We start from the raw sequence: 24,990 nt of genomic DNA, 5'->3' as shown, positions 1-24,990 counted from the left end.
GCTAATTTTACATACAATAAAATGCATAAACACTTGATAATACATTATTTTTTATCTATCTTTGTCCTCGGTAATTAGTAATGCATAATTGGTATGAAAATAAAAACATACTCATTATAAGTTTCACATAATAACAAAATTATACACTCATGAAAAAAGCATGGAGAGGATTTACTGGAACGAAGTGGCTTGATGAGGTCAATATGCGTCAGTTTATCCAAGATAATTACGAAAGTTATGATGGTGACGCTTCATTCCTTGAGGCTCCAACCGAGGCTACAAACAAACTTTGGGGTATGCTCAAAGAACTACAGAAACAAGAACGTGCTAAGGGCGGTGTCTTAGACATGGAAACCGAAGTTGTTTCTAGTATGACTGCATACGGACCAGGTTATATTGGTGATGAAACAAAGAATCTTGAGAAGGTTGTAGGTTTGCAGACTGATAAACCGCTGAAGCGTGCCTTTATGCCTTATGGTGGTATAAAAATGGCTGAGCAGGCGTGTACAACCTATGGTTATGAGCCTTCAGAAAAGCTTCATGAGATTTTCACGAAGTATTGCAAGACACACAACGAAGGTGTCTTCGATGCTTATACTGATGAGATGAAACTTGTCAGACACAATCATATCCTTACAGGTCTTCCAGATACTTATGGTCGTGGACGTATCGTTGGTGACTATCGTCGTGTAGCACTTTATGGTGTTGACTTCCTTATCAATGAGAAAGCTAAGGACTTGCGCAATTGTGGCGACGGCACAATGACTGAGGATATTATCCGTTTGCGTGAGGAAATCTCTATGCAGATTAAGGCGCTGAATGAAATGAAAGAAATGGCAAAGATTTATGGCTATGACATTTCTGAACCTGCCAACAATGCACGTGAGGCTGTACAGTGGCTTTACTTTGGTTATTTGTCTGCAATCAAAACACAGAATGGTGCTGCGATGTCAGTAGGTCGTATTTCAACCTTCCTCGATATCTATATTCAGCGCGACTTCAAAGAAGGAACACTTACTGAGGCTGAAGCACAGGAACTGATTGACCACTTGGTAATGAAGTTCCGTATGGTTAAGTTCGCACGTATCCCTTCTTACAATCAGCTCTTCTCTGGTGACCCAGTATGGGCAACCCTCGAGGTGGCAGGATTGGGTATGGATGGTCGCTCAATGGTAACAAAGAACGACTTCCGTTTCCTCCATACACTTGAGAATATGGGTCCATCACCAGAGCCTAACCTCACTGTATTGTATAGCTCACGTTTGCCAAAGCATTTCAAGGACTACGCAGCAAAGATTTCAATTGATACAAGCTCAATCCAGTATGAGAACGATGACGTAATGCGTCCAATATGGGGTGATGACTATTCTATCTGCTGCTGTGTATCAGCAACCCAGACTGGTAAGGAGATGCAATTCTTTGGTGCGCGTGCAAACCTCGCTAAATGTCTCACCTACGCTATCAGTGGAGGCGTTGACAGTAAGACACGTGAGCAGTGTGGTCCTGCTTATCGTCCTATTGAGGGGGATGTTGTTACTTATGAGGAGTTTATGCCTCGTTTCATAGATATGATGGAGTGGCTGGCTGGTGTATATGTAAACACATTGAACCTTATCCATTATATGCATGATAAGTACTTCTATGAGGCTGCAGAGCTTGCTCTTATCGACACAGACGTACGTCGTACCTTCGCAACGGGTATTGCTGGCTTCAGTCATGTGGTTGACTCTATCTCTGCTATCAAGTATGCTAAGGTGAACATCATTCGTGATGAAACAGGCTTCCCAATAGAGTATAAGACTGAAGGTGACTTCCCACGTTATGGTAATGATGATGATCGCGCTGATGATATTGCTGTATGGTTGTTGAAGACCTTTATGAATATGATTCGTAAGCATCATACCTATCGTCATTCTGAACCTACAACAAGTATCCTAACCATTACTTCCAACGTTGTGTATGGTAAGTTCACGGGGAATATGCCTGATGGCCGTCCTGATGGAGCACCGCTCGCTCCTGGTGCAAATCCATCTTACGGAGCAGAACAGAATGGTTTGTTGGCATCGTTGAACTCAACTGCTAAACTACCATACGAATATGCATTGGATGGTATTTCAAACACACAGACTATCAGCCCTGATGCACTCGGCCATAATGAAGAGGAGCGTGTCAATACGCTTGTTGGCGTAATGGATGGTTACTTCAATCGTGGTGCACACCACCTGAATGTTAATGTCTTTGGCGTTGACAAACTGATTGATTGTATGGAACATCCTGAGAAGGAAGAGTATGCTAACTTCACAATCCGTGTGAGTGGTTACGCTGTGAAGTTCATTGATCTTACACGTGAACAGCAGATGGACGTTATCGCACGTCGTGCACATGGTTCAATGTAAAGTGGATAATACACAAACGGATTTTTCTAAATTACAAGACAATATGCTTCAGGTTCATTCCATCGAATCTTTTGGTTCGGTGGATGGACCTGGAATTCGCTTTGTTATCTTTCTTAAAGGATGTGCAATGCGATGCCAGTATTGTCATAACCCAGACACATGGAACAGAGCGGGGGGACAACTCCGCTCTGTTGATGATGTCTTAGCACAAGCACAACGATACCAAAGCTATTGGGGAGAAAAAGGTGGTATTACCGTGAGTGGGGGAGAGGCTTTGTTGCAGATAAAACCCCTAACAGAATTGTTTCGAAAGGCGAAGGCCTTAGGTATCAATACCTGTCTTGATACTTCTGCTCAGCCATTTAGTCGCGAAAGCAGTAATTTTGCAGCTTTTGAGGAACTGATGAAATATACTGACTTGGTTCTCTTGGATATAAAACACATTGATAGTGATGCCCATAAGAATTTAACTGGTTGGAGAAACGATAATATCCTCGATTGCGCACACTATCTCTCTGATATTAAGAAACCTGTTTGGATAAGACACGTTCTTGTTCCTGGTATTAATGACGACGACGAGTCATTACGCAAACTTCGTACTTTCATTGATACATTAAGTAATGTTGAACAGGTTGATGTACTGCCTTATCATGACCTTGGAGTATATAAATGGGAGCAACTGGGAATCCCGTATGCACTCACAGATGTAAAGCCACCTTCAAAGGAAAGCATCAATCATGCGAAGGAGATATTAACGGAATGATGATTTAGTAAGTAAAATATATCAGAAGGCAGATGGTTTGATTCATTGAATATAATTCCATCTGTTTTTTAATCAAAAGCTTTATTTATTGAAAACTCGGTTCCATTTGTGTTATCACTTCTCCACAAAATCTGATTTTATTTTGTTTGATGCAATAATGTTTTTTAACCTAATGTCTTCTAATATAAAAATCATATAATGACGCATATGATGATTTTTTTCACATCACGTTTTCAAAAGAATCTTAATTGATTAAAACTTGTCTATGCTATCTCTTTTTTAGTCTTTATAAAGTAGTAGTGTTTATCATTTTGTAAATATATTTCGAATCATCTAATCTTTCTATCTATAAAATACTCATTCGTTTCTTATACTATTCCAATAAAATAGATAATCGCTTTTGTTGTATTATCATTATATACACGTTTGTTAAGCGTGATTTGATCAGTTGTTATTATTTTGGATGAAATAGGTTTTTGTGTAAAATAAATTCATATTTATTTATTTTGCAACTTATATATTTTTGAGGTAAGGATTTAAGAAAGCTCTTCTTCCAAGTAGTGATATTCTTTTTTCAAATTCTATGCCTTGATAAAAAGGCAATTATACTACTAGATGAATCATAATAAAGGTTAAAAACAATAATGGACATGAAAATAATTTGAAAAAGCTTTTGTAGCAAAAAGAAAAACGTGTATCTTTGCAACAAGTTTTTTTAGTGGTTAATTTAGTTTTAGTATTTAAACCTTGGGTGATGTGAATCAGTCAAGGTCTTTTTGTGTTTGTTGAGATTAATGATGCAGATTACTCCTTGATTTAGGCAAGAAAAAACATCATGTATCTAAGATAAGTATTTATTTAATATGATTTGATATGAAGTATGTTAATGATCGTATAAGAAGACAAGATCGTCTAATGGACGAAGAACGTGCTGTCGAACTCTTGCGAGATGGTGAATATGGAGTTTTGAGTATGGTTTCTGAAGATATGGGCTATGGAATACCAGTTAACTTCGTTTGGGATGGTGACCATAGCGTTTATATTCACTGTGCACCTGAAGGACGTAAGCTTGAAGCCATTAAAAAGAATCCTAAAGTGTCACTTTGTATAATTGGTAAAGTAAACTTATTACCACGTAATTTCACTACAGAATATGAAAGTGCTATCTTCTTTGGTGAGGCGCGTATTAATCTCTCTGATGATGAGAAAATGCATGCACTGCATTTATTAATCGATAAGTTGTCGGCTGACTTTAAAGAACTTGGTGATAAATATGCTCACATGAGTTTTCATCGCGTTGAGATAATTCGTGTTGATTTCACTGAGTTCAGCGGGAAACGTAAGAAGGTACTTCGATAGTTAGTGGACGCGCATGTGTAAACAAGTTCTTTGCACTATCAGCTTCCTAATTGCAATAATCTCAGTAATCATCAGTTATTAGCCTGTTGAAGCAAGAATCGTGAACTTTATACATTATAATGGAGATAGCAATAATCGGTGGGGGAGCGGCTGGTTTTATGGCAGCCATCACAGCTAAGCGAACAAATCCTTCTTGCAAAGTGACTATTTTTGAACGTGCACAGAAGGTTTTGGCTAAGGTTGAAGTTACGGGTGGTGGACGTTGTAACGTCACTAATAGCTTTGCGGCAATAACTGATATGCGGCAGGCTTATCCACGTGGCCACAAAGTCATGAAGCGGTTGATGAAGACGTTCAGTCACGAGGATACTTATAGGTGGTTTGAAGCACATGGTGTTCCGTTGATGACACAGGAAGATGAATGCGTCTTTCCAAAGGCACAGGACTCACACGTGATTATAGATTGTTTGGTGCGTCAAGCCAAGGTACTCGGTGTGACTATATGTTGTCGCTACCGATTGATGGATATCCATAAGTTAGAAGACGGAAGGCTAAAACTGGAATTTGAGAATGGTACACATCGCGTATTCCATCGTGCAATTATAACAACGGGCGGCTCACCCAATGGGCGTGGATTACAATACCTCGCTCGACTTGGACATGAAATAGAGACTCCTGTACCATCACTTTTCACCTTTAATATAAAGGACCGTGCCTTCTGCGATCTCATGGGAACGGTTGTTGACCCAGTTGTAACAACTATTCCTGGAACAAAATTGCGCGCACAAGGGCCATTGTTGGTAACACATTGGGGTGTAAGTGGTCCTGCTGCCTTGAAGCTTTCTTCATACGCAGCTCGTTTACTTGCTGAAAACGATTATAAAGCTCCGCTTGCTATCAGTTGGACAGGGGAACGAGCACGACAAGAAGTAGAGGAAAACCTTCTGAAGTTGCAGGCTGCTAACCCACGAAAACAGCTCGCTACCCTACACCCATTTGGACTACCAAGTCGTCTGTGGCTCTATATACTTAGCAAACTTGGCTTAGAGCCTGCGAAACCATGGGCAGAAGTTGGGCGCAAAACATTAAATCGCATGATAGAAACATTGGTCAATGATCAATACACTATTGCTGGTAAAGGTACCTTCCGCGAGGAATTTGTGACTTGTGGTGGCGTAAGCCTTAGCTCTATTAATTCCAAAACACTTGAAAGCAAAGTTTGTCCTAATCTTTTCTTTGCAGGCGAAGTATTAGACATTGATGCCATCACCGGCGGCTTTAATCTTCAGGCTGCATGGACAACAGGCGTCGTAGCTGGACAATGTGCGGCAGGGAGTGTGTAGCTTATAGACCGTCGAGCAAATAAAACCAATCTTAGTATAAGACTATTATTAGCCCATTAAGATTCAATAACACCATATTTATTGCGGGATTACCTACTTAAAAGGTAATTCCACATTATTTTTAGATAAGCAAGTACATTATTTGCTTTTGGTAGTATAACACCTTTTTGACTATAGGTTTCCTCTACCCCAAAAACATATTACAAGCTACGAAACACCCAGCACCAATGGTGCTAACCATCAACACCACATGTGTTTACCCTCAACACCACACATATTAAGCAAGACAACTTCAGTAGAAAGTGTAAAGTGAGGTCTTAACTTATCACTATTAATAATAAAATTAAACTCAAACATACAAGAAAAAGATTTATCAAACAGCACCAATATGTACCAATCATATAGTATCAAATAGAATATTACAAAGATACCCTCCCTGTGCGCTGTTTAATTTTAGGTTCTTCCGAAATATGGAGTGATAACTAAAAGTCTTATATAATAGGCACACGGAGTAACGAAGAGACGGAGGTAATGCTATGTCACGGAGGTGCCGACGGCACAAAGAGCGACGGAGGTATAGCGTACAGATTCTTGATAACTATTTTGAGGTAAACGCTTTGTATATAAATTGCTAATAGAATTGGCAAACAAGCTCCGTCGCTCTATGCACCGACGGTGCCTCCGTTACTTCCATTGCTTTGTTTTAATAATCCTCCGTCCTCTCCGTGCCTCCGTGTGACATTGCTGCAAACTCTAAACATAAGTGGCAAACTTTATCACTCCAAAATCCTGAAGACCCTAATTTTATCATCCCATCAATACAATATTACATCTAACACACTGTTATTACACTCATTTTAGTTAAAAAGTGTTTTATTTTTAAATTCTTCTGTCTTAGATTTTGCAGTTTCAGAAATTATCTATACCTTTGCACTCGCTTTCAACAAGGAAGCAGGTAGACTACAAAGTTGCCTTCTGGAGAGATGGTAGAGTGGTCGATTACAACGGTCTTGAAAACCGTCGTACCGAGAGGTACCGGGGGTTCGAATCCCTCTCTCTCCGCTTTAGGTACTCTGAACAGACCAACAGAGAAATCCTAACAAAAACGTAAGTATCATAGCTACAAGTAGTTATGATACTTTTCTTTTATATACATTCTTCTTCTCAGAGTACGTACAGAGGGGGTAAATACTCCCTAAATACTCTACAATGGCTACAATCTGGCTACACTTTTTGAGGCAAAATAAAAATTGTAGCCAAGAGTTCGTACTGAGTACGCATAGAGTACACGCAAATTGCTGTTATTCAAATAAATATGTCGAACTTTGCAGCGTAGTTACAGAAGTTTACCCTGCTAATATTTCAATCTTTTGGCTACATTTCTATCAGAAGCTGGCTACAATTATTGAATTTTGGCTACAACTTTCCTTGCCACGGCTACAATTAAACAACAGCAGCGCAAATGAAAACCATTTTCAGAGCAGTCTTCTATTTCAACGCATCGTTCGCCTCACTGAATGCCGCCAAGGTCTTCATGAAAGACAATGGTATGGACAATTCCATGGCAAAAGTTATGTCGTTGATGTTCAATGCGAACTATACGAAATTAATTTTCGATATGTCCCGATGCCGACCGAACCGAACTTTAATTAGTAAGATTGTCAAAGAACTCATTGGCTGGCAGCCTAAGGCTGCGTAGCCATATATTCAAATTTTAATGAACTATTAATATGTCGTAACCTGAATAAAATGGCAATGATTTCGTATCTTTACAAGCATTATGAAGGGACAAGAAGTAATGATATCAGCTGAGAACCTGAAACCCTATTGCAATAAAGAATCGTAATCTTGTTCTTATATGGTGGTTCGTCATAGACCCTAAAAATATTGTCAAAAAGAATAGCCTCTAACTAAACACAATTACAAATAGACCTTCGTTTTAATACGCTTAACGCACATTAAATCCCTACCATTCCATATACAGCAATGGTGTTAACCCTTCGCACATGTGGTGCATACCATCCGCACCATTAGTGCGAAGCACCAACACCATATGTGCTAAGCACCCGCACCACACGTGTGGAATATTAACACACAACCCATACGATTCTTTATGGAGCCTTTAACAATATGCATGTGTTTAACCAGTACATAGTTGTATATTATCACCCAACACCCAACACCTCTCCCGAATTACTTTAATCTCCCATATACTTCCCCATAAAACAGATGTTGTTATACTTATCAAGGATGTAATAAAGGAAAGGATGGTCAGCCTTAAAAGTGAATGTAGATGAACTATCCATAGCTGATAATTTGGCGAATAGCATAACTTGAATGGCTTTTGCACTGATTCCTTCCTCGTTAATATTCATGTTTATCTGCTGGAAAACATCGTCAACAGTAAGCGGTTGAACACTCATCTTACCAAAATCGGCTTCACGAGAGAATAGATTACCTAAGCCCATTTCACCATAAAGCTGTTTCATAGGAATATTCGCAGAGATGGTAAAACGTGGAAAAAATACGTTTACATAGTCATACACTTTAGTGTTTTGAGAGATTTTATGCATTTCTTTGATTGTTAACTTACGAATGAGATTCTGCAAGTTATTCTTCTTTTGAGGTAGGACAGCATATAGACTAAAGCCGTTTTCTAAAGGCATACGCAGTACTTGATAATCCTTAGTGGTATAACCTTGATACTTTTGCATCGTGTCATAATTTCTCATCATATAGACCTGCTTGCTTTTGCCATCCTCAGTGAAGAAAGGCATAGGCTTTGTAATATCCTTGTCGAACGGTAAGGACCAAGCCGTCTTAAGTGTAACGGCATTGATAAGCTGTGCGGCACGAGGTCCTGTAAGGTTGATGGGCAAGGATTGAATCTCACCTTTTGTGATTGTTTTACAAAGTTTATTAGCACTTTCTTTGCCCTTCGGAGTGTTGACAGAGTCGATAATATTGGTAAAATAATAGTGTTCTAATGCTTCTTGAAAATCGGGTAATAGTTTTGTTTGCTCATGCAGCATTAGGAAGTTGGCAGTAATCATATATCCCATCGACTCATTATCTACATTCGTCTCCTCCTTTCTCTGACCAATCAGCATTGTTCTGTTAAGTGAATTAATAGCATCAAGGTTATCAGTCATATAGCCAAGTGCCTTCGAAATGACCTCTTGTGTCTTTCCGTTTGCGCCGTTGTTAATCATGTCTAATGAATAAACGACAGCCATGGGCGATAAAACAATACTCTCCTTACTGTTTTTGTTGGCTAATAGTTGGAACAACTTCAGACTGAACGTATTTGAACTTGTGACATACTTTGTCTCTTCTTCTGACAGAACGTAATCTGGTTTGGCTTTTTTGGCAGCATCTTCAAGTGTCAGCTGTGAACTTGTTGTAGTCTTCTGAGCTATTTTTTCAAGTATATGTAGAGTCTTTTTAGATTGTGTGCAACAAACTAATAAAAGTAGGGTAGGGACGTATAGAAGTTTTTTCGTCATAGCGTATTGTCTGTTTAGAATTAGAAAAGATGACTCAAAGATACAAAAAGAATTGCTCTGTTATGTATAAAGGGGCTCTTTTTCTACTTAAAAGTCATTTTTTCTCTTATTTCAATCACTATACCATACATTTTTTATACTTTTGCAAACGGAATGCAAATCAATATATCTCTGACAAATACTAATAAAAATCATTCTATACATGAGTAATTTACAACTATCGCCGACGCGAAAGGTCATTGTGGGAGTGCAATTCCTCTTTGTAGCTTTCGGTGCTACTGTTCTCGTCCCTTTGCTCGTTGGACTTGATCCAGCAACAGCATTATTCACAGCAGGTTTAGGAACATTTATCTTTCATTTGGTTACGAAAGGTAAGGTTCCTATTTTTTTAGGCTCTTCCTTTGCTTTCATTGCTCCTATTATTGAAGCTTCGAAGCAGTGGGGTATGCCTGGAACATTAGCCGGAATATCAGGTGTAGCACTGGTTTATTTTGTGATGTCTGCACTGATTAAATGGCAAGGAAAGAAACTATTGGATAAACTCTTTCCACCCGTCGTGATTGGTCCTGTCATCATTCTGATTGGTCTTTCTCTGTCAAAGGCTGCGGTAGATATGGCGAAAACCAACTGGCTCATTGCTTTCATCTCACTGGGTACAGCTGTTACGGTTCTCTCAATGGGGCGTGGTTTAATGAAGTTAGTACCTGTAATCTGTGGTATCGCAGTAGGCTATCTTGTAGCAGCATGTATGGGGATTGTTGATTTCTCAGGTGTTGAAGCAGCACCATGGTTTGCCTTACCTCCTGCCTTGGCTCACTTCCAGATACCACAATTTTCTTGGGAACCTTTCTTTTATATGATTCCTGTGGCGATAGCTCCTGTCATTGAACATGTGGGCGATGTCTATGTGGTAAGTGCTGTTGCTGATAAGGACTTCACGAAGTCGCCTGGTTTGCATCGTACGATGTTGGGTGATGGTTTGGCTTGTTTGGCAGCATGCCTCTTTGCTGGTCCTCCAGTGACAACTTATAGTGAGGTTACGGGTGCCATGAGTATTACGAAGGTAACCAATCCGCAGGTTATTCGAATTGCAGCTGCTACAGCCATTGTCTTCTCAGTGATTGGTAAGTTGAGTGCTCTCTTGCAGAGTATTCCTCCTGCTGTGTTGGGTGGTATCATGTTATTACTTTTTGGTACAATCGCATCCGTAGGTATTCAGAACCTCGTTCAGCATAAGGTTGATCTCAATCGTACACGTAATATCATTATCATCTCTGTTACGTTGACTATGGGTATTGGTGGTGCTGTGTTGCAGTATGGTCGTTTCTCTATCAGCGGTATTGGATTGTCAGCTGTGGTTGGCGTTATCTTGAACCTGATATTGCCACCTGCAAAGGAGAAAAAGAGCGAAGGTAATTCATAATTCACAATTCATAATTATGATTATCGTTTTTTGCGGTGTTTATTGATCATTAATGATTATGAAAGCTGTTATTTGCGGTGTTTATCGATATGAGCAACTTGTTAACTTGTAAAGTTCTTCAGTTGTAAATATAAATATTGGGCAGATAGGAATAACAAATCCTATTTGCCCAATATCTTTATATAAAAGGGTTAACCACCAATAGAATCTTTGTATTGTTGCTTTATCTTTTCTTCGAGTTCTCCTAAGGTCTGTTTGCTGCTGAAGAAACTTTTGATTAGCCGGAAGCCTAACCATATTAAAACCATACCTACAAGAGCAAGGAGATATTGAATTACGATACTTTTTACCAATGTCTTGGTATAGTTCTCGCAGATGACAAAACCTGCAATGAAGATGACATAATCAATCCATCCCGAACCATTATAGCTACGGGCAATACGTTGATATTCTTCATTGTTGGCAAGAATCTCTTTACGATTCTCTGTCCATTTCTTTTCAAATTCTTCGTTCGTCATGGGGGGTGTGGGTGTTGGGTGTTAGTTGTTGGGTGGTGATGAATTGTGGAGGGGGTGTGGGGTGGTTGAGTGATGGGTGGTGATGAATTGTGATGATAGACTTATACTTTCATTAAATCGCTCATAACAGAGTCGCTAACATAGATACCATTGCGAGTGAGCCGGAGCCAGCCATTGTTTTCGATGAGCAAACCTTGTTCTTGTAGAGGTTGTGCAAGGTGCATGAGATACGTTCTGTGTTCAGCTGACAGGTTCGTAAGGTCTATTCCTTCACACGTACGGAGAGCTGTCATAATCATGTCGTTATAGTGTGTATCTGCATCGATTATCTCCTCTTCGCTTGGCAATATGTTTTCTTGAATAGCAGCGATATAAGCCTTAGTGTCTGATACGTTCCAACTTCTCCTACCATTGCCGTACGAATGGGCAGAGGCTCCGATACCGATATAAGGAACGTTGTGCCAATAGGAGCTATTGTGTTGGGAACGAAAGGGACTTTGGACTTTGAAGTTTGGACTTTGAACATTGAACATTGAAGTTTGAAGTTTGAGGTTTGAACTTTGAGCTTTAAGCTTGGCAAAGTTGCTTATCTCATATTGCTCATATCCTGCTTCGGTTAAGCGGTCGATGAGGGTATCATACATCTGTCTGTAAAGTTCGTCGTCCATCTCCTTAACCTTTCCTGCTTGGAGAAGACGATAGAGTGGGGTACCTTCTTCGTACATCAGACTATATGCAGAGATATGTTCAATGTCTAAAGCTATCAGTCGCTCAATGTCGTCTTCCCATTCTGCAAGTGTCTCATTGGGGAAACCAAACATTAAATCCACGGAGATATTCTTTATATCCACGTCTCTTAGACGTTCGACGGCTGTCTCCACCTCGTCAGCAGTATGTCGTCGATGTAGGAACTTTAGGCGGTCGTCAGAGAAGGTCTGTGCCCCCATTGATACACGATTGATGGGAAGTGAACGTAAGTTCTGTGCAAACTCTTCTGTTACATCGTCTGGATTACATTCCATGGTGATTTCCATGGGAGTCGCAGTCTTACAAGTGTTGCTATCCTCATCCCTTTCTAAACCAATATGAAAGACCTTATCAATTGTCTGGAATATCTTTCTCAGACTCTGAAAGGAAAGTTGCGAAGGAGTCCCGCCACCAAAATAGATGGTTGACAAGGTTGTTCTCTCTCCCGTCATGTCATAGTCATCCCTCTCCCGTAATTCCATCTCATGACAGAGTGCATTCACATATTGCTCTTCTACAGAAAGCCTTTCGTCCTTCTTCTTTGCAGGTACTGTGGAATAAAACCCACAGTAAATGCAGCGACTAGCACAAAAAGGGATGTGAATGTATAATCCTGACATGATAAGTGTATATATGCGTATAAATTAATGTAAGCCTTACAAGAAGTAGTGCAAATGTACTAATAAGTTTTAAAAGAATTTGTTTTTTTTATTAGAAACTTTGGCACTTTCACTTAAAATGTCTAACTTAGACCGCTGAAATGATGAGCTTCGGCTTGTCCCTTGAGACGAAATAAATTATTACTAACAGCTTAAATCTATCAGATATGAGAGTATATCAGACAAACGAGATTAAGAACATTGCCTTGGTTGGCAGTGCCGGTAGCGGCAAGACTACCCTTGCCGAAAGTATGTTGTTCGAAGCTGGTGTCATTAAGCGCCGCGGTTCAGTAGAAGCTAAGAACACAGTTAGTGATTACTTCCCAGTAGAGCAGGAGTATGGCTACTCAGTGTTCCCAACAGTATTCCACGTTGAATGGAATAGCAAGAAGCTGAACATTATTGACTGCCCAGGTAGTGATGACTTCATAGGTGGCGCTATTACTGCCCTCAATGTTACCGATGAGGCTGTTATTCTTATCAATGGCCAGTATGGTCCAGAGGTTGGTACGCAGAACATTTTCCGTTATACCGAAAAACTCAAGAAGCCTGTTATCTTCCTTATTAATCAGTTGGACTCTGACAAGTGCGACTTTGATAATCTCTTTTCAACTATGCAGGAGATTTATGGTTCAAAGTGTGTTCTTGTACAGTATCCTATCGAGACTGGTCCTGGCTTCAATAGTTTGATTGACGTTCTGTTGATGAAAAAATATAGTTGGAAGCCTGAAGGTGGTGAACCAATCATCGAGGATATCCCAACTGACCAAATGCCTAAGGCTATGGAACTTCATAAAGCCCTCGTTGAGGCTGCTGCCGAGAATGATGAAGGCTTGATGGAGAAATTCTTTGAAGAGGAAACACTGACAGAGGATGAGTTGCGTACAGGTATTCGTAAGGGTCTTGTTACCCGTTCAATCTTCCCTGTTTTCTGTGTATGTGCAGGTAAGAGCATGGGTGTTCGCCGTCTGATGGAGTTCTTGGGTAATGTTGTTCCTTTCGTTGACGAGATGCCTAAGATTCATAATACACGTGGTGAGGAGGTTGCACCTGACGGCAATGGTCCGGAGTCACTCTACTTCTTCAAGACGGGTATGGAGCCTCATATCGGTGAGGTAAGTTATTTCAAGGTGATGAGTGGATGCGTGAAGTCCGGTGATGACTTGACCAACTCTGATCGTGGGTCAAAAGAACGTATGGGACAGCTCTATGCTTGTGCCGGTGCTAACCGTATTGCCGTTGACCAGTTGAATGCGGGTGACTTAGGTTGTGCCGTGAAGATGAAAGACGTGAAGACTGGTAATACCCTGAACGGTAAGGGAATTGACCAACGTTTCGATTTCATTAAATATCCTAACTCTAAGTATTCTCGTGCTGTTGAAGCAAAGAACTCACAGGATACAGAGAAGTTGATGGCTGCCTTGTTAAAGATGCGTCAGGAAGATCCAACATGGGTTGTTGAGCAGAGCAAGGAGTTGAAGCAGACCATCGTTCATGGCCAGGGTGAGTTCCACCTCCGTACATTGAAGTGGCGTTTGGAGAATAATGAGAAACTGCAGGTTATTTTCAAAGAACCAAAGATTCCATATCGCGAGACAATTACCAAGCAAGCAAAGGCTGAGTATCGTCATAAGAAACAGAGTGGTGGTGCAGGTCAGTTTGGTGAGGTTCATTTGATAGTTGAGCCATACGCAGAGGGCATGCCTGATCCAACAAGCTATAAGTTCAATGGTCAGGAATTCAAGATGAACATTAAGGGACGCGAGGAGCGTGACCTTCCATGGGGTGGCAAGCTCGTCTTCATCAACTCTGTTGTCGGTGGTGCTATTGATGCTCGTTTCATGCCAGCTATCTTAAAGGGTGTGATGGATTGTATGGAGCGTGGCCCACTGACGGGTAGCTATGCACGTGATGTACGTGTGATTGTCTATGATGGTAAGATGCACCCAGTTGACTCTAATGAACTTTCATTCACTTTGGCTGCTCGTCATGCATTCTCAGATGCTTTCAAGGCTGCTGGTCCAAAGATTCTCGAGCCAATCTATGACTTAGAGGTGTATGTTCCAGGTGACTATATGGGTGACGTGATGAGCGACTTGCAGGGACGTCGTGCCATGATTATGGGTATGGATTCTGAGGCAGGTTATCAGAAGTTACAGGCAAAGATTCCTTTGAAGGAGCTTGCTAATTATAGTATCTCCTTGAGCTCTCTCACTGGTGGTCGTGCAAGTTTCACAACTAAGTTCGCAAGTTACGAGCTTGTTCCTAATGACATTCAGCAGAAGTTGATTGCTGAACATGAGGAAGAAGTGAAGGAAGAGGAAGAATAGTTCTCCAAAATTAAACTAATATAGTTGAAGAGGCTGATTCGATGGCATTGCTAATGCTGTTAGAATCAACCTCTTTTCTGTTTGTTTACATGTCGGCACTGAATAATGAATATGTCTGCTTATTAGTCCTTATTTATAACAAAGTCGACCTTCTCAGCCTATTCTTAGCCGTCGTGTTGAGCCTTAGCACATGTCGTGTTGATGCCCCGCACATATCGTACTAAGGCTAAGCACCACATGTGCGCATACTAAATACGATACAAATGTGTTACTAAGTTTTACCAGATAGCAGTACTTTCCCTTATATAGAGACATACTGCTATATAAGAAAGAATTTTCTCTTAGTGAGTCATAATGTACCGATAGACTGGATATCGGAGTTAGCAAGGTCATGCAGGTGATATAGATTATTTTAATAGGAAACGGCTGTTTCCTGCATAAAAACGGCATGAGGATGAGTGTTATTATAAAAGATAAGTCTTGTGTTAGTTCCATTAATCTGATGTTTATTTTATTGCAAATATAAATATATATTAGGAATAATTCGAGTTATTCATACCTCTCCTATAATATTTTAAATCGTATGGTTCCAACTATGTTAAGAGGTCTCAATTGCGAAGTAGATGAATATATATCAAGACCACTATAGTTAACCCTTGTGTACTGACGCTGATTGAAAAGATTATTTGCTTGCAAGTCTAATTCAATATGTTTCAATTTGTATTTAAATAACATATCTCCAAACCATGTGTGCCTGTTCTTTTCGGTCAAATTATTGTAATTACCTTCTATTGTAGTTGTCAACGTAAATTGCTTAGTGACAAAGACATTTAACTTGATACGCTGAGTTGCTGTTCGAACAGTCTGTGAAGAATTATTATTTATAGCGTCTATGGATGACACATTCCATGCATATCCGCTGGTAATGACAATATTAAGCCATGTAAGAGGAGTGATAGTGCCACCGCCTCCAATACTGATTGTTCGAGAATGGAAAGGATAAAGATTCTGAGCAATGAGGCGCTCACTCTTACTATAACTATAGCCACCAAAAGCACGAATGGTTGATTGTAACCAATCAAAACCTTTGCTGCCATCAAAGCCGAAAGCATAATTATCTGTATATGTTTTTTTATCAATAGCATGTACAACACTGGTTGCACCTCGATATTCATAACCATAAATTTGGTTGTCACAAGTGTGTCCATAGTTACCATTTATACGGAAAAAGGTTGCTGTAAGAGCACTGCGATACCCAACTGATACACTCGTTGTGAAGCAACTTGTTTCTGACAAATGTTCAACATACGACCGTTGAAATGTTCGGTAGTTGTTCATTATATAGCCACTATAGATACTTCCAGGATCTCCGACATTCTTATAGTATGTTGCATTAATGTTACCACTCCAATCACGCCACTCATAGTTTACAGTAAACGATGGTGTTACAAGCAAGCGGGTATATTTATTCTTGTTTTTAGTGATGCGGTCATCAAGAGTTTGTGTGTATAAGTTTAGAGGGCAGGTAAGGGAGAGACGCCAACCTGCCTGCTCGAATTTGTATTGTTGATTTAGCGATAATTCATAAATGTTGTACCATAAATCATTCAATACCGACTGTGATGTGTGATTTTGACTACCATTTGCCGTCAAATTAGTAAAACCACTTAAATCTGTCTTTATGCCATGCAAATTGGCATTAGCTAAAACCCCATAGTCTATAGAGAACAATCCTAAGTGAAAGGTAAAGTTAGTGTGGAAGTCACCAGCTATGTTGCGTGACTTCAATTCTTGATTATAATGGACTGATGTTTGTGATAAAAGAGAATCTACATTAACTATCAATGTGTTAGGGCGCTGGGCATAACCAACAGAGAAATGCAAGTCAAGTGTACGTTTACCATAATTCTGAATGAGATTCATTGTGTTACTGACTGTTAGCGAAGGACGATGAAAATATTGATAAACCCGATTGTCTCCATAGTTGATGGGGACAGCTCCTGTTAGGTCAGAGGTAAGTTGACTCTGTACGTTATCATTATTCCATTCTCCATCTAACTTCAGTACATTGGCTATAAAACCATTTTCACCATTGCGATTGTATCTTAAATTTGTACTAAGATTATTCATGTGCGTTACAAATATAAGCGACTCGCTGCTCAATAGTCGTTGATTAGAACTATAAAATCGGTCGGCTTCTGAGATACCTTCTTGTCGTATAGATGCATGGAGATACGACATATTCAACGTTAGTTCAGATTGTTTGCCTATTTTTTCTAAGTGGTTCATTGATACAATGTGTGACTGATTGTCAAAAGTTCGTTTCTGTGGTAATCCACTGCCAGATGGCGTAACAACTCCCAGTGGGGCAAAAGTAACAAGCTCCACATCATTGATACCAGAATAATGTGAAGTTAATTCTTGGGAAAGATCATCACCTATATTGTTTCCTTTATAGAGTGTTATATTCTGCCTACGTTTTGCAAAGTACATACCTACAACCTCTGCCGTCCATAATGGATTTCTGCCAATAGGGTTTTGTGCATCAGAAAGGGAACGCATTCCGAATCCCCATTCACCAGATTGTTGACCACCACCACCGAGCATAGTGTTTACTGCTACTGTACCTTTAGCGGCATTTTTTAATTTCAGATTTATAGCAACATCATCGGTCGGTGTTCGTCCCTGTAGGGCTTTCACTGGTTGGTGGTTCTCAAGCACTTGAACCGAACCAACATCTTGTGCATTGATATTTCCTGTTGCAAGTCCATAGCGACCTTGCAACAAATCCATGTCTTCAACATAAAACTTAGAGATACTTTTCCCATTGAATTTTATACTACCATTATCTGACACTTCTATACCAGGCATACGCTTTAAAACATCGCCTATAGTGCGATCGCCTTGCTGTTGATATGCACCAACAGAATAGTTAAGAGTATCACCGTTTTGTCGTATTTTCTTGGCATGAACTTCAACTTCCTTAAGTTGTAGTACCTTTTCTTTGACTCGAAAGTTTAACCGTTGTGAACGGTTAGCAACAATTTTAACTTGCTGCCCTATAGACATACCAGCTGCGGTAATTGTTAAACTATCGGATTGTGAATTTACTTCCAAACGATATTCACCCTTATTATCTGTCTCAGCAAATGCCAGTACGCTATTATACCCTTTTGCCGTTACAGTTACAATGGCATCTCCTGCCTTTCCCTGTGCATCTATCACACTGCCTTCAAAGACTGTTTGAGCTTGTATTTTTAAGCAAAAGATAATCAGTAGACTGAATATGGTTGTAGTTTTCATCTATTCTTTTTCTAATGGCTCGTAAGGGTATGGCTTTGATTTTAATTGACCTGACTGATAGTCGCGAGCTCCTGCAGTCCTAAGGTGATCTCGATTAGCGGCTACTTGTAATTTATAAACATGTTCACGTGTATCCTTAACAAATCCTTTATATTCGCTTTTGATAATTGGGAAGTTACCAGATTTTATCTCAACAGCTTCCCATGTATAGAGATGATCTTTATCATATATCTTTAATATTAGTCCAGGTAGCCCACCGAATATCCATGGTCCGAGGCGTGTAGGAATTTTGGTAGTAAACCATGCTTCAAAAGTTCTACCTCTCCATAGGCAAGTTGCTTTTTGGCAATCATACCCCAGTATTGATAGCTGCTCATCAGAAAGTGTCCAATGTTGTTGATACATCGGCTCAGTATAGAAAGCATTATAGCGTTCCATAGCCCATGGCATCGTAGCATAGCAAGTGTATATACCATTAGCAGAGTAAATGTCAGTAAATTGATACTCGCTCCAATACTGACTGTTCCTTCCACCAGAAAAGCATATTCTCGGCATACTATTCGCATTTGGATTTTGCTTAATAAAATCATCATGTAAGGAATCGTTTAGTTCTAAGAAACGACTATAAAGCTTACTCAAACCTTTTCCTATTAGAAGCACTTGAGAATCTAAATAAGTATGTTCATCGTTAATATCATTAGCATTTAGAGCATATATAACTTTAATTGGGGCTTGCCCAATCACTGAACATTTTCCTATACCTCTACTGTTAGGGCGCATTACACGCCCTTGCTTTTCTTGTGCATGCAATGTTAATGAAAAACAAATAAATAGCAATGTTAAGGTTATTATCGAAAACGTTTTCATAATTCTATTTATAGAGTCATTTTTTAGTTGTATTTATTGATAGTTCAGTGTGTTAGTCATTTGTTAATACAGTTTAGTGGTTATTATTGATGAAGTTTAGCTGATAAACTTTATTTACCAGCTAAACTTGCTTCTTTTAGATGTTTACTTGTTAGGTATAGCATACTTGTCGCCGGTCTGCTTAACCAACTCACGCTTGAAATAGTCGCTGTAACCAGTGCGTTTTACATGTTCGCCAAGACCAGTTGGAGTACGAAGGAACTTACCATCCTTCTCTGGTTTTACAACCATATCATTGAACTTGACAATTAGATAAGTTGCTAACTTACGCCAGCATGCAATCATCTCATCGCTTTTCTCAACAGAGTAGTCGTTGAGATATTTCACTGCAGCAGCCTTGTCAGTGTTATAGAGTGTCAATGCCTTATCTTCAACTCCCTTCTGTGCTGCAAGATAAGAGTTGTCGAGTGAGTCGCGTACCTCTTTCAAAGCTGGGAAGAGCTGAGAGTAACGAGGGTAAACCATGTTGCTAACCCAGTTGCATACCCAATAAGCGTTCTTATCAGAGAAGGTTACAGCATCAGCACCTGGGGTGTTGAAACACTCTGCACGCTTAGTATTACTGCAATAGATTGGTACATAGGCAACCATGTTACCATCATCATTACCGAACCAGAGGATACCACCAATCTCACGTGGTAACCATGAACGGAGTTGAGCAACGTAAGTGAAACCTGACTGCTGTGTTGAGATAGGACGTTCGTTGAAGTACTTCTTGCCATCTACCTCAAATTTCAATGGGGTAGGACGGTAAGGTGAATCCCATATACCCTGTGCAATGTCCTTATCGAGTGATAATGCAGTGCCCTCATAGTGATCGCGCATGCAGGCTTCCATCATAGGCAAGTCAACTTTCTTGTCTGGTGCAATCCAGAGTGGCATATCCTCTGCGTTAGGGTCTTTGCCCAATGCCCATGGCAACCAGCGTGACATATCTTTGAAATGGTTGAAGTAACTCCAAACACGAGCATCACACCAACGACGACCACCGAAGTCAGGTGCTGCGTAGGTCATCTTCCAGTTGAAGTCCTTGTCTTTACCATTGAACCAACCCTTTGAACGTGCAAAGCTGATGCAGTTCTTAGAGGTAATTACCTCTGTGTTATAAGTTGAGAACTGTCCTATACGGCTTTGGTTTGCGTGGGCAGAAATCATGCCGTCAGGAATGCGAACAGCAACCCAAACAACCTTCTGTTTCTTGTCGCCGCCACAGCCTTGCATCTCAAGCAACCATACTTCGTTAGGATCAGCGATAGTGAAAGTTTCACCGCCAGAGTTGTAACCATAGGTTTCAACAAGTGAAGTCATGACCTTGATAGCCTCGCGAGCTGTCTTGCTACGTTGCAAACCTAGATACATTAGTGAACCATAATCGATGATACCAGACTTATCAACCATTTCTTCACGACCACCATAAGTTGTTTCACCAATACTTACCTGATACTCATTGATATTTCCAATAACATTGTAAGTTACGGGAGCTTCAGGAATAAATCCGTGACTCTCGTGTGTGTCATAGTCAATGATCTCGCGGCGGTCACCTTTAGCGTGTGTGCCTGCTGGATAATGGCATAGGTTAGTAAACAAGCCGTAATCGTCGGCGCTGTAAGTCACGAAAACAGAACCATCTGTTGTTGCTCCCTTTGTAGCAATGAGGTTTGTACACGCATTAGCATACGTAATCATTGTAAGGAAGAACAGTGTTACAAAAGATTTCTTCATACTCTACAATTTAATTGTTAATACTTTATTTTAGTCAGATATTCTTTTTTGTTGTTGCGATTGTCTGTTGCGATAATCTTCAATGTCCGTTCCATGTCTGTTGGTTGAACGGGAGTTTTTGTAAGGTCACAGAAGAATATTTCTTTGTTTTTACCAAACTGTAACAAGATAAACTTCCCATCCAAGTAAGCCTTACAATCTTGCAGACCACTACCTGTATCAGTCACCTTAAAGGTGAGATTACGAGGGTTCCGATTCTGTTCCGTTATTGTTGGCGCAGTCTCATCAGAGGCTAAGAAGTAAACAGATGCCATCTCACGCATACGTCCTATTACCCATCCATTGGCGTATGTTCCACCACAATAGGAGGCAGGACCGCTAGCATTAAGACTGTTCCGCATGGCTACATACAACTTTTCAGGATTGCGTACGCCGGCAGTAGGCTTGATACTTATCTGTGCATAGTTGAAAAGTGGGAATGCAGCCTTCGAGAAGCTGTAAGCCGCAGATAGTCCGTTACTCGTTCCACCATGCTGTAGCTGTAACCAACTATTTTTTGCAAGTAAGCCTTTTTTGATGTTCAGACGAATACTTCCCGCCTCAAAGCGATTGTCTTTTGCATAATAGAGTGGGCTTGCTCCTTCTGGATGGGAGGCCTTTGGAATAGCTTCTGGCTCACCTCTTACTGTGAATTCTTTTACTGTTTGATTGCCAAAGACATCTTTTATGACGTAACGAAGGTGGTAGTCTCGTTGCTGGTTGAAGTTTATGATGCCCCTATTGGCTCCTGCTCGCAGGATAGGAAGCGTATTACCAGGCTCAATGTAAGACTTCATAAACCAAATCTTTGTAGAAAGGAAGTGGTCGTAATCACCCCACGAATTAACCATTCTGTGGCAACTTGTAGGAATATTGTTCACATCTGAAGAGAATACCAATTTACCATCACAAAACAACTGTGTGTATCTTACTCCAAAATTATTATATACAGAGTCCATGTGGTCACTGGCTCTTACACCAAATCCAACCTTTCCCCATGCTTGGAAATGTCCCTTGTCAAAGGTGAAAATACGTGAGTTGGGAGAATGTTGGAACACACCTTCTCCTGGCTGTGGATAAGCTTTGAAGGAATAAACAGCAGGAGCAGTTTTGTCTTTAACGATACCCTTTAAGAAATTGAGCGGGTCATAAAGGTTGCTGTTTGTAGTCTTGTGTATCTCCAAATGGATGTGTGGACCTTGTGACGCACCAGTATTACCACTCAAAGCAATGAATTGCCCCTTCTTCACAGGGAACTCTCCCGGTCGGAATTTGACATCACAGGCAAACTGTTGATGCTGATACTGCCATTTGCGTACGGCAGCCTCAATCTGTGGAGCAAATCGGTTGAGGTGGACATAACAACTGGTATATCCATTGGGATGAGTGACCATGATGGCTCGCCCATAGCCATATTTCTCCACGATAGCACTTGATATATAGCCATCAGCAATAGAATAGACGCCAAGATTTACTTCCCGTTCAGTTTTGATGTCGATACCCCCATGAAAGTGGTTAGGACGAGGCTCGCCAAAGTTGCCTGCCAGTTGCAATGGAACGTGAACTGGAGAACCGAAAGGTAGTATGGATAATAAAAGATTCAATAATAAATTCATAGGCTATCAGATCTTTTCTACTTATCAAAGTGTGAGTATTCTACTTTCTGGAGGAACAACAGAATTACCTCAGTGGTTGGTTGTCTTTGTAGGCTCTGAGCTTGCCATCATTATCAGGACGTAGGGTGATAGTCCCCACGGTCCATTCTGTCATGGGCTCTTCCTCTGTGAAAGGATAGGCCTTGAGGACAATCCCATCCTCAATAACCACGATCCCTTGTTCTATTGTTCCTTCAGAAGTTTCAATGATGTTGGCTCCAATCCGTCTTATCGACTTCTTCTTGTCGTTCATAACTTATCGGGACCTGTTTGGTATGCCTCGTTCCTTCATTGCGTCAGCGGGAGTCCTTGTAGGAGGTGTGGGTTGACTTGGAGGCGATTGTGAACTGACAGGTTCACCACCAATCGTTCTGATTGGGTCAGACTCCTTCACTGAATCAGCAGGTTGTGTTGCTTCTTGTTTTCTTACATGCATACGAACAAGGTGAATATCGCTGAGGATAAGCAACTTAAAAGTAGTTGTAGGCTGCTGTCCCTTCAACATGAGGAAGTAGCCCCGTATGTTTTTGATACGCAAGGAGTCACCAGCGTCAATTGTCATGGTGTTACGAGAATCAGACGAAATATGCTGATATTGTGTTACGGTACTATCATTCGTATAGGTAACAGCCATCATGATAATAGCATCACGCATACCATCTTGTATGATAAATTGTGAGTTGAAGCTCAAGAGGAGGCGGTCGCCTTTATGGAATGCTGTATCAGCTTTAATCTCAAAGGACTCCCGATCTACTGGAGCGTATGGAGAAAGTATTAATGTGCGGTTGCCACGCCAGATATCTGTGGTATCTCCCTTTGACTTGATGTCACCATATTGTGCTAACTCACTCTCTGAAGCACCTTGTGTACGTGCCTCATTCTCCAATCGCTTGGTAAGTTCAATATAGATATCGTGTAGCTTCTCAGTATGTCGTATGTAGTATTGAAGTGATTTATCAAATTTCTCTTCCGATACGTCATACTTCCTCATAACAGCCAGCTTAAAAGCTTTCTGTTTGATATCAGTATAGCCATCGCGATTTGCTATTGCCATAGAAAGATGATAATCGTAGAGCATATCCTCCATCTCGGAAGGTTGGATATACTCAGAAGGGATAGAAGGTTTACAACTTACAACAAAGATTGTAAGTAGTAACCCACAAAGAGTGGCAAAGGAACGTACCAGATATTTACTTCTCATTGTCTATCTACTGATTATCAGCAATGTCTTCTTTGTCATTAAGTTTCTTATCTATAGTTGGTACCCAACCATTGAAGTCCTTACGGAAGAAGAGGATGATTGTAATGACACCTACAGAGATGCAGGAGTCAGCAAAGTTGAATATTGGTGAGAAGAAGACAAATGACTCACCACCCCAAAAGGGGAACCAATCGGGGAATGTACCATGGAAAAGAGGGAAATAGAACATATCTACTACCTTACCCATCAGTACTGGCGCATAGCCTTCTCCCCATGATACGAGTGTTGCTGGTGTGGCTCCTTCTAAAAAATAGGGTGTAGAAGCTGTAAAAATCTGCCCATAGAGGAGGGAGTCGAAGATGTTACCTGCAGCACCGGCTGTAATCATGGATAACACAATGATATAACCCATTCTGGCTCCCTTTTTAATACGAGTATAGATATACCATAATAGGAAGCCTATAGCAACGATACGGAATAAGCTCAGGAAGAGTTTACTTCCCAATTCCATACCCCAAGCCATACCATTGTTCTCGATGAATTGAATCTGAAACCAATCAAAGATATGGATTGATTCGCCTAAATTCATGTTAAGTTTGACAACAACCTTAATAATCTGGTCTATTACTATTAATAGAATGATTAGCAAGGCTGCTATCAAACTTTGTTTTTTCTGTTTGCTCATTAGTGATTTTTATTTGCCATCTTGGATGCTACGCTCAATGTTGCATGTGGAACAATGCGTAAACGCTCCTTCGGTATCAATTCGCCAGTAATACGATCGATGCCGTAAGTCTTGTTATTGATTCTGACAAGCGCAGCCTGAAGCGCTTGGATAAATTTCTGCTGACGTTGCGCCATCTGGACGAGTTCCTCCTTCGTTTGGTTGGAACTCCCTTCTTCCAATGCCTTATACGTAGGTGATGTGTCATTAACATCGTTCGTATTCTTGTTCATCAGGATTTTCATCGTCTCATCGTAATCGGACTTAGCAATAGCCAATCTTTCATTTACTATCGTGCGGAACTCCTCGAGTTCCTCATCGGTATAACGCTTCTTTGTTTCCATAAAGTAAAAAATTGAATTAGGTTATGAAAGT

18 protein-coding genes and 1 tRNA gene are annotated in these 24,990 nt (G+C 40.5%); 8 read left to right on the top strand and 11 right to left on the bottom strand.

Annotated elements, in window-relative coordinates; genetic code table 11:
* The first annotated feature begins 149 nt into the window (after positions 1-149).
* From pflB to J4856_RS03225, 6 genes are all read left to right on the top strand, one after another.
* The gene (pflB, locus tag J4856_RS03250; RefSeq protein ID WP_065367898.1) at positions 150-2,396 is read left to right on the top strand and encodes a formate C-acetyltransferase; all 2,247 of its coding nucleotides are present in this window, start codon (positions 150-152) and stop codon (positions 2,394-2,396) included.
* Positions 2,383-3,159 carry a pyruvate formate-lyase-activating protein gene (gene pflA, locus J4856_RS03245; protein ID WP_025836605.1) on the top strand — a complete coding sequence of 259 codons (777 nt, stop codon included), beginning with the start codon at positions 2,383-2,385 and terminating at the stop codon, positions 3,157-3,159. The genes pflB and pflA overlap by 14 nt, the downstream gene beginning before the upstream one ends.
* A gap of 873 nt (positions 3,160-4,032) precedes the next feature.
* A complete protein-coding gene (locus J4856_RS03240) occupies positions 4,033-4,518 on the top strand; it encodes a pyridoxamine 5'-phosphate oxidase family protein (protein ID WP_025836603.1) in 486 nt (161 codons plus the stop codon).
* Between the two features lie 119 nt (positions 4,519-4,637).
* Complete coding sequence (locus tag J4856_RS03235) at positions 4,638-5,861, top strand: BaiN/RdsA family NAD(P)/FAD-dependent oxidoreductase (RefSeq protein WP_025836601.1); 1,224 nt, start codon at positions 4,638-4,640, stop codon at positions 5,859-5,861.
* A gap of 977 nt (positions 5,862-6,838) precedes the next feature.
* Positions 6,839-6,923 (top strand) — tRNA-Ser (locus tag J4856_RS03230).
* 400 nt (positions 6,924-7,323) lie between these two features.
* A complete protein-coding gene (locus J4856_RS03225; protein ID WP_025836599.1) occupies positions 7,324-7,560 on the top strand; it encodes a hypothetical protein in 237 nt (78 codons plus the stop codon).
* Positions 7,561-8,059: 499 nt separating this feature from the next.
* Here the strand turns inward: J4856_RS03225 and J4856_RS03220 are convergent, their stop codons facing one another.
* A complete protein-coding gene (locus tag J4856_RS03220) occupies positions 8,060-9,367 on the bottom strand; it encodes a serpin family protein (protein ID WP_025836597.1) in 1,308 nt (435 codons plus the stop codon).
* 202 nt (positions 9,368-9,569) lie between these two features.
* Here J4856_RS03220 and J4856_RS03215 point away from each other — a divergent pair, with 202 nt between their 5' ends.
* A complete protein-coding gene (locus J4856_RS03215) occupies positions 9,570-10,790 on the top strand; it encodes a uracil-xanthine permease family protein (protein ID WP_065367897.1) in 1,221 nt (406 codons plus the stop codon).
* Positions 10,791-10,981: 191 nt separating this feature from the next.
* Here J4856_RS03215 and J4856_RS03210 read toward each other — a convergent pair whose 3' ends face one another.
* Together J4856_RS03210 and hemW are read right to left on the bottom strand one after the other, a co-directional pair.
* Positions 10,982-11,308 carry a hypothetical protein gene (locus J4856_RS03210; RefSeq protein ID WP_025836595.1) on the bottom strand — a complete coding sequence of 109 codons (327 nt, stop codon included), beginning with the start codon at positions 11,306-11,308 and terminating at the stop codon, positions 10,982-10,984.
* A gap of 101 nt (positions 11,309-11,409) precedes the next feature.
* On the bottom strand, positions 11,410-12,675 hold the full coding sequence (gene hemW, locus J4856_RS03205; RefSeq protein WP_025836593.1) for a radical SAM family heme chaperone HemW: 1,266 nt from the start codon (positions 12,673-12,675) through the stop codon (positions 11,410-11,412).
* 206 nt (positions 12,676-12,881) lie between these two features.
* Here hemW and J4856_RS03200 point away from each other — a divergent pair, with 206 nt between their 5' ends.
* Entirely contained in the window at positions 12,882-15,044 is a 2,163-nt protein-coding gene (locus J4856_RS03200; RefSeq protein ID WP_025836591.1) for an elongation factor G, read from the top strand.
* 564 nt (positions 15,045-15,608) lie between these two features.
* Here the strand turns inward: J4856_RS03200 and J4856_RS03195 are convergent.
* The 8 genes from J4856_RS03195 to J4856_RS03160 all read right to left on the bottom strand — a co-directional run bounded on the left by J4856_RS03195 (position 15,609) and on the right by J4856_RS03160 (position 24,959).
* On the bottom strand, positions 15,609-18,347 hold the full coding sequence (locus J4856_RS03195) for a TonB-dependent receptor (RefSeq protein ID WP_025836588.1): 2,739 nt from the start codon (positions 18,345-18,347) through the stop codon (positions 15,609-15,611).
* Positions 18,348-19,214, bottom strand: coding sequence for a GLPGLI family protein (locus tag J4856_RS03190; protein WP_234967152.1), 867 nt, complete (start codon positions 19,212-19,214; stop codon positions 18,348-18,350).
* Between the two features lie 144 nt (positions 19,215-19,358).
* Entirely contained in the window at positions 19,359-20,996 is a 1,638-nt protein-coding gene (locus J4856_RS03185; protein WP_065367896.1) for a dipeptidase, read from the bottom strand.
* Positions 20,997-21,013: 17 nt separating this feature from the next.
* Positions 21,014-22,651: a M23 family metallopeptidase gene (locus tag J4856_RS03180; RefSeq protein ID WP_025836585.1), complete on the bottom strand. Its 1,638-nt coding sequence runs from the start codon at positions 22,649-22,651 to the stop codon at positions 21,014-21,016.
* A gap of 64 nt (positions 22,652-22,715) precedes the next feature.
* Complete coding sequence (locus J4856_RS03175; RefSeq protein ID WP_025836583.1) at positions 22,716-22,943, bottom strand: hypothetical protein; 228 nt, start codon at positions 22,941-22,943, stop codon at positions 22,716-22,718.
* A 3-nt stretch (positions 22,944-22,946) separates the two neighbouring features.
* A complete protein-coding gene (locus tag J4856_RS03170) occupies positions 22,947-23,891 on the bottom strand; it encodes a DUF4296 domain-containing protein (RefSeq protein ID WP_025836581.1) in 945 nt (314 codons plus the stop codon).
* Between the two features lie 7 nt (positions 23,892-23,898).
* Positions 23,899-24,576 carry a lipoprotein signal peptidase gene (locus tag J4856_RS03165; protein WP_065367895.1) on the bottom strand — a complete coding sequence of 226 codons (678 nt, stop codon included), beginning with the start codon at positions 24,574-24,576 and terminating at the stop codon, positions 23,899-23,901.
* Positions 24,576-24,959: a TraR/DksA family transcriptional regulator gene (locus J4856_RS03160; protein WP_025836579.1), complete on the bottom strand. Its 384-nt coding sequence runs from the start codon at positions 24,957-24,959 to the stop codon at positions 24,576-24,578. Before J4856_RS03160 ends, J4856_RS03165 begins: the two co-directional genes overlap by 1 nt.
* Positions 24,960-24,990: the final 31 nt, after the last annotated feature.

Origin of the sequence: Prevotella scopos JCM 17725 (genome assembly GCF_018127785.1) — a bacterium.
In the GTDB taxonomy this organism is placed as follows: domain Bacteria; phylum Bacteroidota; class Bacteroidia; order Bacteroidales; family Bacteroidaceae; genus Prevotella; species Prevotella scopos.
Note: the sequence above shows the minus strand (reverse complement) of the source record. Positions and strands in the feature narration are given on the sequence as shown.

Bases quoted from the DNA above. Each gene is read 5' to 3' on its own strand.
- pflB (WP_065367898.1), top strand. From the start codon at position 150: ATGAAAAAAGCATGGAGAGGATTTACTGGAACGAAGTGGCTTGATGAG.
- pflA (WP_025836605.1), top strand. From the start codon at position 2,383: ATGGTTCAATGTAAAGTGGATAATACACAAACGGATTTTTCTAAATTA.
- J4856_RS03240 (WP_025836603.1), top strand. From the start codon at position 4,033: ATGAAGTATGTTAATGATCGTATAAGAAGACAAGATCGTCTAATGGAC.
- J4856_RS03235 (WP_025836601.1), top strand. From the start codon at position 4,638: ATGGAGATAGCAATAATCGGTGGGGGAGCGGCTGGTTTTATGGCAGCC.
- J4856_RS03225 (WP_025836599.1), top strand. From the start codon at position 7,324: ATGAAAACCATTTTCAGAGCAGTCTTCTATTTCAACGCATCGTTCGCC.
- J4856_RS03220 (WP_025836597.1), bottom strand. From the start codon at position 9,367: ATGACGAAAAAACTTCTATACGTCCCTACCCTACTTTTATTAGTTTGT.
- J4856_RS03215 (WP_065367897.1), top strand. From the start codon at position 9,570: ATGAGTAATTTACAACTATCGCCGACGCGAAAGGTCATTGTGGGAGTG.
- J4856_RS03210 (WP_025836595.1), bottom strand. From the start codon at position 11,308: ATGACGAACGAAGAATTTGAAAAGAAATGGACAGAGAATCGTAAAGAG.
- hemW (WP_025836593.1), bottom strand. From the start codon at position 12,675: ATGTCAGGATTATACATTCACATCCCTTTTTGTGCTAGTCGCTGCATT.
- J4856_RS03200 (WP_025836591.1), top strand. From the start codon at position 12,882: ATGAGAGTATATCAGACAAACGAGATTAAGAACATTGCCTTGGTTGGC.
- J4856_RS03195 (WP_025836588.1), bottom strand. From the start codon at position 18,347: ATGAAAACTACAACCATATTCAGTCTACTGATTATCTTTTGCTTAAAA.
- J4856_RS03190 (WP_234967152.1), bottom strand. From the start codon at position 19,214: ATGAAAACGTTTTCGATAATAACCTTAACATTGCTATTTATTTGTTTT.
- J4856_RS03185 (WP_065367896.1), bottom strand. From the start codon at position 20,996: ATGAAGAAATCTTTTGTAACACTGTTCTTCCTTACAATGATTACGTAT.
- J4856_RS03180 (WP_025836585.1), bottom strand. From the start codon at position 22,651: ATGAATTTATTATTGAATCTTTTATTATCCATACTACCTTTCGGTTCT.
- J4856_RS03175 (WP_025836583.1), bottom strand. From the start codon at position 22,943: ATGAACGACAAGAAGAAGTCGATAAGACGGATTGGAGCCAACATCATT.
- J4856_RS03170 (WP_025836581.1), bottom strand. From the start codon at position 23,891: ATGAGAAGTAAATATCTGGTACGTTCCTTTGCCACTCTTTGTGGGTTA.
- J4856_RS03165 (WP_065367895.1), bottom strand. From the start codon at position 24,576: ATGAGCAAACAGAAAAAACAAAGTTTGATAGCAGCCTTGCTAATCATT.
- J4856_RS03160 (WP_025836579.1), bottom strand. From the start codon at position 24,959: ATGGAAACAAAGAAGCGTTATACCGATGAGGAACTCGAGGAGTTCCGC.